Source organism: Acidovorax sp. KPB24-07 (assembly GCF_057543315.1).
In genome coordinates, this window is the sequence record NZ_BAAJYS010000155.1 from 1 (window position 1) to 8,695 (window position 8,695).

Annotated in this window: 11 protein-coding genes and 1 pseudogene; 7 read left to right on the plus strand and 5 right to left on the minus strand. The window is 67.0% G+C overall.

Features of this window, described 5'->3' with window-relative positions:
- Positions 1 to 218: 218 nt before the first annotated feature.
- Positions 219 to 740 (minus strand): hypothetical protein, encoded by a 522-nt coding sequence (locus AC27IQ_RS15180; protein WP_487089951.1) that lies wholly within the window; start codon positions 738 to 740, stop codon positions 219 to 221.
- Positions 741 to 754: 14 nt separating this feature from the next.
- On the minus strand, positions 755 to 1,006 hold the full coding sequence (locus AC27IQ_RS15185; RefSeq protein ID WP_272569255.1) for a GlsB/YeaQ/YmgE family stress response membrane protein: 252 nt from the start codon (positions 1,004 to 1,006) through the stop codon (positions 755 to 757).
- 269 nt (positions 1,007 to 1,275) lie between these two features.
- On the opposite strand from AC27IQ_RS15185, the gene AC27IQ_RS15190 reads away from it, so the two are divergent.
- A complete protein-coding gene (locus AC27IQ_RS15190; protein ID WP_317358257.1) occupies positions 1,276 to 1,632 on the plus strand; it encodes a hypothetical protein in 357 nt (118 codons plus the stop codon).
- Between the two features lie 50 nt (positions 1,633 to 1,682).
- Here AC27IQ_RS15190 and AC27IQ_RS15195 read toward each other — a convergent pair whose 3' ends face one another.
- A complete protein-coding gene (locus AC27IQ_RS15195) occupies positions 1,683 to 2,234 on the minus strand; it encodes a C40 family peptidase (RefSeq protein WP_487089956.1) in 552 nt (183 codons plus the stop codon).
- A 266-nt stretch (positions 2,235 to 2,500) separates the two neighbouring features.
- On the opposite strand from AC27IQ_RS15195, the gene AC27IQ_RS15200 reads away from it, so the two are divergent.
- The 5 genes from AC27IQ_RS15200 (at position 2,501) to AC27IQ_RS15220 (ending at position 5,925) form a co-directional block, all read left to right on the plus strand.
- The gene (locus AC27IQ_RS15200) at positions 2,501 to 3,604 is read left to right on the plus strand and encodes a PQQ-dependent sugar dehydrogenase (protein ID WP_487089952.1); all 1,104 of its coding nucleotides are present in this window, start codon (positions 2,501 to 2,503) and stop codon (positions 3,602 to 3,604) included.
- A 126-nt stretch (positions 3,605 to 3,730) separates the two neighbouring features.
- Positions 3,731 to 4,333 (plus strand): isochorismatase family protein, encoded by a 603-nt coding sequence (locus AC27IQ_RS15205; RefSeq protein WP_272569259.1) that lies wholly within the window; start codon positions 3,731 to 3,733, stop codon positions 4,331 to 4,333.
- A 159-nt stretch (positions 4,334 to 4,492) separates the two neighbouring features.
- Positions 4,493 to 4,948, plus strand: coding sequence for a hypothetical protein (locus tag AC27IQ_RS15210; protein WP_272569261.1), 456 nt, complete (start codon positions 4,493 to 4,495; stop codon positions 4,946 to 4,948).
- Between the two features lie 164 nt (positions 4,949 to 5,112).
- A complete protein-coding gene (locus AC27IQ_RS15215; protein WP_487089953.1) occupies positions 5,113 to 5,481 on the plus strand; it encodes a VOC family protein in 369 nt (122 codons plus the stop codon).
- A gap of 36 nt (positions 5,482 to 5,517) precedes the next feature.
- Entirely contained in the window at positions 5,518 to 5,925 is a 408-nt protein-coding gene (locus AC27IQ_RS15220; RefSeq protein ID WP_284402811.1) for a GFA family protein, read from the plus strand.
- A 193-nt stretch (positions 5,926 to 6,118) separates the two neighbouring features.
- Here the strand turns inward: AC27IQ_RS15220 and AC27IQ_RS15225 are convergent, their stop codons facing one another.
- Entirely contained in the window at positions 6,119 to 7,045 is a 927-nt protein-coding gene (locus AC27IQ_RS15225) for a DMT family transporter (RefSeq protein WP_487089954.1), read from the minus strand.
- A 95-nt stretch (positions 7,046 to 7,140) separates the two neighbouring features.
- Between AC27IQ_RS15225 and AC27IQ_RS15230 the strand changes: the two genes are divergently transcribed.
- The gene (locus tag AC27IQ_RS15230; protein WP_487089955.1) at positions 7,141 to 8,010 is read left to right on the plus strand and encodes a LysR family transcriptional regulator; all 870 of its coding nucleotides are present in this window, start codon (positions 7,141 to 7,143) and stop codon (positions 8,008 to 8,010) included.
- Positions 8,011 to 8,076: 66 nt separating this feature from the next.
- Here the strand turns inward: AC27IQ_RS15230 and AC27IQ_RS15235 are convergent.
- Positions 8,077 to 8,695, minus strand: a pseudogene (locus tag AC27IQ_RS15235) (methyl-accepting chemotaxis protein); the annotation flags it as partial.

Below are 8,695 nucleotides of genomic sequence, written 5' to 3' on the forward strand. Positions count from 1 at the left end.
GCCTCGGCATCGGACAGGGTGGGCAGCCGCGCCAGCGTGGCGGCATCGGCCCGGCGCTGGCAGCGCGGAGACCCAGGCGCCGATCGCGTGCTCGCGCGCAGCCGAGGCAACGGAAGGGCGCTTGGCGCGAGGGGAGTCAGCGGGGGGGCGCGGCGGCATGGGCGGCCATTGTGCCGGGCGAGCGGCCGCGTTCGAATGCTGGGCCGCCGGGCGGGGATTCAGCGCTTCGAATCGGCCTGTGGCGCCGGCAGGGTGAGTTGGGCCGCCTTGGCGACTTCCACGCAATCGCGCAGGTGCTGCTCGCCGAGCAGGCGCAGCGTGGTGTAGCCCAGGACGGCCGCCACGGCCTGGCCGGCCAGCGGCACATATTTGGCCGCCTGCTTGGCCGTAAGACGCATGCCCACGGCCTGGGTGGCCCGGATCACCAGCTCGCGGGTGACGAACTTGCCGATCAAGGCCGACCCGATGAGGCCGACCGCCTTCTGCACCTGCTCGCGCTTGTGGGGCGTGAGCCGGTCGATCTGCTCGGGCGTCAGGCCGAACTCCGCATTGATCTGCGGCACCAGTCGGGACAGCAAGGCCGCGTCCACCGCCCAATCGAGGCCCGGAATGGGCACGGTGCCCGCCGCGGCGGCCATCAGTGCGCGCCGGTGCAGCAGGCGCCGGCTGCGCTGCACGGCTGCCAGCAGATCGGGGTCGTTGCCGGCCAGGGCCGAGGCGCTGGGAACACGTTTCGCCACGGGGCGGCCGCCTTTCAGTTCTTGCTCTTGAAGAAGCTGTACACCACCAGCAGCAGCATCGCGCCCAGGATGGAGGCGATCCAGCCGGCTGGCTCGCCCTCCTGGTACCAGCCCATGGCGAGTCCGATGTAGGTGGCCAGGAATGACCCGGCCACGCCGAGCAGCGCCGTCATGATCCAGCCGAGCTTGTCATCCCCTGGCTTGAGCGCACGGGCGAGCAAGCCCACCACGAGACCGACGAGAAGAACACCGAGGACGGAAAACATGGGCAGGCACTTTCTGGTTGAGATAGGGCGAATCTACCCGGCGGCCCCCAAGGCGCCATGTCGGACGAGGCGCACTGTGCTGCAGGCCGAAGATAGGGGGTTTCGGGGAAGATCAGGCAGCGGGTAAGCGGCGTGCGGGGTGTGGGAGCCGGCCGACAAGCCGACGCGCGTGAATCCCGCGCCTGGCGAATTGCGGGCTGGATAAGGTCATGGCTCTCCCACAAGAAAAGAAAGGAAAGCCCATGCCCATCCGATCCCCCCGCACTTTCTTGTCCGCCACCGTGTTGGCGCTGGCCGCGGCCACCGGGGGCGCCATGCTGCCCTCCACGGCCCTCGCACAGAGCGATCAGGCATCGCTGGATCGCGGCGCACGGCCGGACACCACCCCTGCGCAACGCTATCAGACCGCGATCCGTGAAGCGGGCGGTGGTTTGAAAGTGGGTTTGGAAGAATGCCGTGCGGGTGAAGCGGGTGCCCGCAAGTCGTGCGAATCACAGGCCCGGGCGCGCTACCAGGCCGACATGGCTGCCGCCAAGGAAATGCTGCGCAATCCCGATGCCCGTCCCGTGAATGTGGTGGGCGAACCCATTCGCAGCACGGAAACAACGACCGTCATCAAACCCTGACAGGCCCAGGCGGCTTCACCATGCGCACGCGGTGCACCACGCCAGAGCGCTCAGTTGGCGGAGCCGTCCTTGCCGCCGTCTTCGGTACTCACGCGGCGGGCGCCGTTGAAGCGCCGCTGCCAGTAAGAGGCGCCCATGTCTTCCACGCGGACTTCCGCACCGCTGCGGGGCGAGTGGATGAACTTGCCGTCACCCACGTACATGCCCACATGGCTGAAAGCGCGGCGCATGGTGTTGAAGAAGACGAGGTCGCCCGGTTGAAGGTCTTTCTTCTCGATCTTCTCGGTGGCGGCCGCTTGCTGGTCAGCCCGGCGCGGGAGCACCAGGCCCGCCGCCTTGCCGTAGATCGTGCGGATGAAGCCGCTGCAATCAAAACCGGTTTCGACGTCATTGCCACCCCGGCGGTAGGGCACGCCGAGAAATCCCATTGCCGTGGCAACGACTTCTCCAGCCTTGTCCTGCACGTTGTGCCGGGCTTCCTGGAATTGCGAAAGCATGGTCCTTTCGCGGACAAGACGGTCTAAATCATCGTAGGGCGCATTGTTGGGGGCGGCGTGGGCGCTGGCGCAGGCCAGCAACAAGAGGCAGATCCATCGAGACATGGGGCGCGAGGTTATCACGCATGTTCCGGCTTCCATTAGCAAAAAGTGTCGCAAAACCAAAGCCCCATGGCTTTTGGCTATGAAGCGGCTGCGTGGCATGCTCTTCCCTCTCGCAACGAAATTCGGCGAGTCCTACTTTTCCCTGGGCACGCGATGACTGGCAGGTCCTTGTGTTACAAAATTTCCGCTGTATGAAATTCGATAAATCTGGCTCTCTGTCTTCTGTTTTTTACGGGCTGTTATTGGTTACATCTGGCGCTGCGGCAATGGTGTCCGGCGTGGAGGCCCGCGCCCAACCGGCTCGTCCCGTCGTGCCGCAGGCAGCAAAGACGCAAGGCCAGGCGGTGACTGTGGCCCAGGATCTCGCCAACCCCTGGGCGGTGGCGTTCCTTCCGGGCGGACGGTTCCTGGTGACGGAGCGCTCCGGCCGTCTGCGGGTGATCGAGGCCAATGGCCGGATCCATTCGCCCGTGTCCGGCCTGCCGCCGGTCGTGTTCGGCGGGCAGGGCGGCCTGCTCGATGTGGTCACCGACGCGGATTTCGAACGCAACCGGCGCATCTTCTTTTGCTACTCCGAGCCTGCGCCGCAGGGCGAGACCGGCAACAGCACCGCCATGGCGAGCGCGGTGCTGCCCCCCGGCGAAACTGCCTTGACCGACGTGCGGGTGATCTTCAGCCAACGGCCCAAGGTGCAGAGCTCGCTGCACTTCGGCTGCCGCATTGCGCAGGCCCGGGACGGGTCCCTCTTTCTGGCCGTGGGCGAGCGCTCCTCCCGCAAGGAAGACGCCCAAAAGCTCGACGGCCACCTGGGCAAGATCATCCATGTGCAGCCCGATGGTTCGCCAGGTCCGGGCAACCCGACCGGCGCCGGCGCGCTGCCAGAAATCTGGAGCTGGGGCCACCGCAACCCGCAGGGCGCGACCATCGCCCCGGACGGTCGGCTGTGGATCCACGAGCACGGCCCGCAGGGGGGCGATGAAATCAATGTGCCCCAGGCCGGCCGCAATTACGGCTGGCCGGTCGTCACCTACGGCGAAAACTATGGCGGCGGCAAGATCGGTGAAGGGCTGACGCACAAGGCGGGCATGGAGCCACCGCTGCACTACTGGGTGCCGTCCATCGCGCCCTCGGGCATGGCCTTCCTGACCAGCGACCGCTACGGTGCCGACTGGCGGGGCAGCCTGTTCATCGGCTCGCTCAAGTTCAGCCGGCTGCACCGGCTGGAGCTGGCGAACGGCAAGGTGGTGCGCGACGAATACCTGCTCGGCGGCCTGGCCGAACGCATCCGCGACGTGCGCCAGGGTCCGGACGGCTGGCTGTACTTGCTGACCGATGGCCCCCAGGGCCGGCTGCTGCGCCTGACGCGCTGACTACCACTGGGCGGATCGGGCGTTCCCGCGCCGGTCCACCCCCGTCGCACGCCCCCAAGGAACCTGCGCCAGGCACGGCTGCGACAATCCCCGCATCTTTCACCTTTTGCCCAGCGCACCCCGCCCATGCTGCTCGACGCCTCCGAATCCCAACTCGTCCTGGTCGATTACCAGGAACGCCTGATGCCCGCCATTTTCGAAGGCCCGGCCGTGCTGGCCAACGCGCTGCGCCTGGCCCGGGCGGCCCAGTTGATGGAGGTGCCGGTATGGGGCACCGAGCAAAACCCCTCGCGCCTGGGGCCCAACGATCCGGCGCTGCGTGCGCTGTGCCGCAAGACCCTGGCCAAGATGCATTTCAGCGCGGCCGAGGAAGGCCTGGGCGAATGGTTGCGCCCCGAGCCGAAGCCGCCTGCCGGCAACGCCCGCAGCCTGCCCAAGCACCTGCAGAAACCCCAGCCCACGGCCGAAGAGCCTGGCGCCATCGTGATCGCCGGCTGCGAGGCCCATGTGTGCCTGCTGCAGACGGCGCTGGACCTGCTGGAGGACGAATTCGACGTGTGCGTGGTGACCGACGCCTGCGGCTCCCGCACCGAGCGCAACCGCGACGCCGCCTTTGACCGCCTGGCCGGCGCGGGCGCCGAACTGGTTACGACGGAGATGGTCATCTTCGAATGGGCGCGCACGGCGGAACACCCGGCCTTCAAGGATTTGCTGGCGCTGGTGAAGTGAGGCCAGGGGTGGGGGAGCGGGCGGGGGAGCCTGCCCCTGTCCCCTCCCTGGGCAGCGCCCGGCGACCGGGTTGATAGGATCTGATCGCGTCCTTCGCAGCCGCCCCCTCCAGTGCGGCTGCAAGGTTTGGAGTTTTACCCCACAAGGAGTTTTCACCCCATGCATTGGAAGTCCGCTTTCGCTTTGCTCGCCCTGTCTGGTGCGACCCTGCCCACATTCGCGCAGTCCGACCGGCAGGTGGCCGAAGACATGGTGACCCGCTCAGCCAATGTCTGCCCCGGCCACAGCACCGAGCGCACCACGCCCACGGTCAAGGCCGTGCCCGTCGGCGCATTGCGGGTCATGCGGGACCGCGGCCTGGTGATGTGCCCGGACCGTCGCCTTGATGCCGACGCGCCGGCCGTGTTCTACGGCAGGGTCGGCGTGTTCGCATGGAACCCGGAAGTGGCGGCTGCTTCGGCCGTGATCGTCCAGCAGATCGGCGCCATGACCCGCAAGGACGAGTACCCGGTGGAGACGCTGGTCTGGGATGCCAAGGGCGCCCCCCTGAAACAACGCACCGTGCCGGCCTTCGAACCCAGGCCCGGCGCGGCGGTGCTGTACAAGATCCGTTGAGGCGAGGATGACCGCTGTGGCGACCGGGTCCTGCACTTCGGCCTGAATTGATCTGCCGCAATGCAGATTGGCAAGCCAGCCGCTACAACCGACGTGGGCGGGCTTGGCGGAAACGGGGCCGAAGGGGCCGGCCTCCACCCTCACATCCCCGAACGGGAGTTCTCATGTTCGACCACATCGGTATCCGCTCCAGCGACAGCGAGGCCAGTGCATCCTTTTTCCTGCGCGCACTGGCGCCCCTGGGGATCGCCGTCGCCATGAAGGGGCCGCACGGGGCAGGCCTGGGCAAGAACGGCAAACCCTCGCTCTGGATCTACGATGCCGAAGACCGGCCGAGCCCGCTGCACCTGGCGTTCACGGCGGAAAGCCGGCGCCAGGTGGACGCGTTCCATCGTGCGGCGATCGAAGCCGGGGGGCAGGACAATGGCCCTCCCGGACTGCGCCTGCACTACCACCCGCACTATTACGCCGCTTTCGTCATCGGGCCGGATGGTCACAACGTGGAAGCGGTGTGCCATCTGCCGCAGGAGTGAAGTGGCAATCCGACACCAAGGCCAAAGGAGCCAACGATGAAGGTTGAAGGAAGCTGCTACTGCGGCGCCATCGAATACGAAGCGCAGGTACAGCCTGGCACCACGACGGTCTGCCACTGCGCGGACTGCCAAGCCCAATCCGGCTCCGCCTTCCGGGCAAACATCGCCGCGCCGGCAGACGGGTTCCGGCTGATCAAGGGGCAGCCCCGCACCTACACCAAGACAGCCGCCAGCGGCAACCAGCGCCTGCTCGCGTTTTGCGAAGTCTGCGGGAGTTCGCTGTATGCCTGTGCGCTCGAGAATCCGCAGTCCTACTCGTTGCGGATCGGCACTTTGAAGCAACGGCAAGAGCTGGGCACCCCGCAGCGCCAGATCTGGACACGGCGTCGTCACGATTGGGTGGGCCTGCCAGACAGTGTGGAGTCGTTCGACGGGCAGCCGTGAGCCGGGCAGGGCGGTGCCCGTGCCACTGCAACCCTGCAGGTTCGCAGAAGCTGCCGGGTGCCTCCATCTGCAAAGCCTGGCGAATGGCCTCTGACGGGCGTGTCGGCAGAAGCCGGCCGCCAAAACATCTTTCGCGAGAGGACTCTTGGCGCGGCATGCGGGCGCGCCTTCCACTCCAAGTCGCGTGACCGGGCTATCGGGTCTTGATGACGAAGAGCGCCAGAGCCATCAGGCCGACGCCTGCCAGTTGGGTCGCGCTCAGCATCCGGCCATAGACCGCCCAATCCAGCAGCACTGCCGTCAATGGATAGACATACTGCAGCACAGCGACCCTGCCCAGAGTCAGGCAGGCCATTGCCGTGAACAAAATGGCATAGGCCAGACCGGTATGCAGCACGCCCAGTCCGGCCAGCCAGGCCCATGCGGCGGCGTCCGAGGGCCAACCATGTGCCCATGGAACCCATAGCAGCACCAGCGTTCCCACCGCGCACTGCCACCACGCCAGCGCGAACGGGGTGACGACCTTCTCTGTCTTGGCGATGATCGTCACGCCCGCATAGCTGAGCGATCCGCCCAGGCACATCAGCAAACCCGTGAGATAGTCCACCCCCGATGCGCCGGCCACGGAGCCACTGCCCCACAGGCCGGTCGTCAAGACCAGACCGCCCAATGCCACGGCGGTTGCCGCTTTCTGCGCCGCAGTGACATGCTCGCGGAGCACCAGCGCACCGAACACCATGATCCACACCGGCTGAATGTGGAAGACCACCGTCGCGACGGCAATCGACGTGCGCGGTATGGCGGCAAAGAACAGCGCCCAGTTCACGACCATCAGGCAGCCCGTCGCGCAGACGATCCACCCGCTGCGACCGCGCAGGGGAAGCTCTCGGGTTCGGCCGGTTGCCATGCCCCATGCCAGCAACGCCAGCGCTCCGAATGCGCAGCGAAACAGCACGGTCACCAGAGGGTGTTGATTTGCCTCTTCGACGAACACGCCGACGGTGCCCAGCAGCAGGCCGCCCGCGATCATCAGCCATTGGCCCTGCGCTTCCCGCTTGGCACAAGCGCCCACCTCGGGGGGGAGCGATGGTTGAAACGTGGCGGAAGGCTTGTGGTCCATGTCCCGATGCTCATGCCGCAGCGGGCTGCCGTAAAGCAAATAGTTCAATCGCTTAGTATTCGACAATCGAATTCAAAGAGGATCGAGCGCATTCAATGACCTACCCCGATCTGCAAATCGACTGGCTGCGCGCCTTTGTGGCGGTCGTGGATGCGGGCTCGCTTTCGGCGGCAGCACCCCTGGTTCACCGCTCCCAGGCGGCCGTGAGCATGCAGATCAAGAAACTGGAGGCCGCCTTGGAACGGCCGGTGCTGCTGCGCGGGCCGCACCACCTGCAACTGACGCCAGCGGGCGCCGAGCTGCTGGGCTATGCGCGCCGCATGCTGGCCCTTCAGACGGAGGCGCAGACGGCGCTTTTCGGGCCGGACCTGTCCGGGCGCGTGCGGCTCGGCGTTCCCGATGACTATGCATCGACCTACCTGACACCGGTGTTGCGCAGCTTTGCGGGCCGCTACCTGGGGGTGGAGATCGAGTTGACCTGCGAGCAATCCACTTCGCTCATCCCCAAGGTGGTACGGGGTGAGTTGGACCTGGCGCTCGTGTCCCGCGACAAGCCGAAACGGGGCCGGCTTCTCTTTCAGGAGCCCTTGGTCTGGGCCGGCGCTGCGCAGCATGAGGTGTGGCGCAAGACCCCGCTGCCCATTGCCGTCTACGAGGAAGGCAGCATGGCCAGGACCGCGGCGCTGTCCAGCCTCGCGGCCCATCGCCGGGCCTACCGGGTCGTGTACCACAGCTCGAGCCTAGCAGGACAACTGGCCGCGGTGGAAAGCGGCCTTGCCGTCGCGGTTTTTACCCACTGCAGCGTGCCTGCCCATCTCCAGGTATTGCAGAGCCTGCCCGCGGGATTCGAGCTGCCGCCCTTGATTTCCATGGAAGTGGCCGCGCTGCGCAGCAAGGCATCCAGGCACTCCGCGGCAGTGGACGCCATGGAAGAGCAGCTGCTGAAAACGCTGGCCAGGCCATAGGCCCGGCGCCTCGATGGCGTGCGGTTTCGGCAAGCGGGTTGTCACCCGGCCTGCACCTGCGCTTTCTCATTGAAGGCGCGGCGCTCCAGACCCCGGGGCCGCAGCAAGCGCCCCCCGTGCCAGTCCCGCGCTACCCATCGCATTGAGCCGGAACCGCGCCACCGTCGCCGCCAGGCGGCTGGCCTGGTCGTTCAGGCTTTCCGCGGCGGCTGCGGATTCCTCCACCAGGGCCGCGTTCTGCTGGGTCATCTGGTCGAGCTGGTTGACGGCGGTGTTCACCTGGCGGATGCCGTCCGACTGCTCGGAGGTGGCAGCGGTGATCTCCCCGATGATGTCGCTCACGCGCTGCACGCTGCTCACGATCTCTTCCATGGTCGTGCCCGCGTCCTGCACCAGGCGGGAGCCGGCCGCCACCTTCTCGACCGAGTTGCCGATGAGGGCCTTGATCTCCTTGGCCGCGTCGGCCGAGCGGCCGGCCAGGCTGCGCACCTCGCTGGCCACCACCGCGAAGCCGCGGCCCTGCTCGCCGGCCCGTGCGGCCTCGACGGCGGCATTCAGCGCCAGGATGTTGGTCTGGAAGGCGAATGCCGTCGATCACGCCGATGATGTCCACGATCTTGCGGGCCGAGGCATCGATGCCGCCCATGGTCTTCACGACCTGGCCCACCACGGTGCCGCCGTGCGT

What these genes read in the sequence shown, in the direction of transcription:
- AC27IQ_RS15185 (WP_272569255.1), bottom strand. Translation starts at nt 1,006, where the DNA reads ATGTTTTCCGTCCTCGGTGTTCTTCTCGTCGGTCTCGTGGTGGGCTTG.
- AC27IQ_RS15230 (WP_487089955.1), top strand. Translation starts at nt 7,141, where the DNA reads ATGACCTACCCCGATCTGCAAATCGACTGGCTGCGCGCCTTTGTGGCG.
- AC27IQ_RS15200 (WP_487089952.1), top strand. Translation starts at nt 2,501, where the DNA reads ATGGTGTCCGGCGTGGAGGCCCGCGCCCAACCGGCTCGTCCCGTCGTG.
- AC27IQ_RS15220 (WP_284402811.1), top strand. Translation starts at nt 5,518, where the DNA reads ATGAAGGTTGAAGGAAGCTGCTACTGCGGCGCCATCGAATACGAAGCG.
- AC27IQ_RS15205 (WP_272569259.1), top strand. Translation starts at nt 3,731, where the DNA reads ATGCTGCTCGACGCCTCCGAATCCCAACTCGTCCTGGTCGATTACCAG.
- AC27IQ_RS15210 (WP_272569261.1), top strand. Translation starts at nt 4,493, where the DNA reads ATGCATTGGAAGTCCGCTTTCGCTTTGCTCGCCCTGTCTGGTGCGACC.
- AC27IQ_RS15225 (WP_487089954.1), bottom strand. Translation starts at nt 7,045, where the DNA reads ATGGACCACAAGCCTTCCGCCACGTTTCAACCATCGCTCCCCCCCGAG.
- AC27IQ_RS15195 (WP_487089956.1), bottom strand. Translation starts at nt 2,234, where the DNA reads ATGTCTCGATGGATCTGCCTCTTGTTGCTGGCCTGCGCCAGCGCCCAC.
- AC27IQ_RS15215 (WP_487089953.1), top strand. Translation starts at nt 5,113, where the DNA reads ATGTTCGACCACATCGGTATCCGCTCCAGCGACAGCGAGGCCAGTGCA.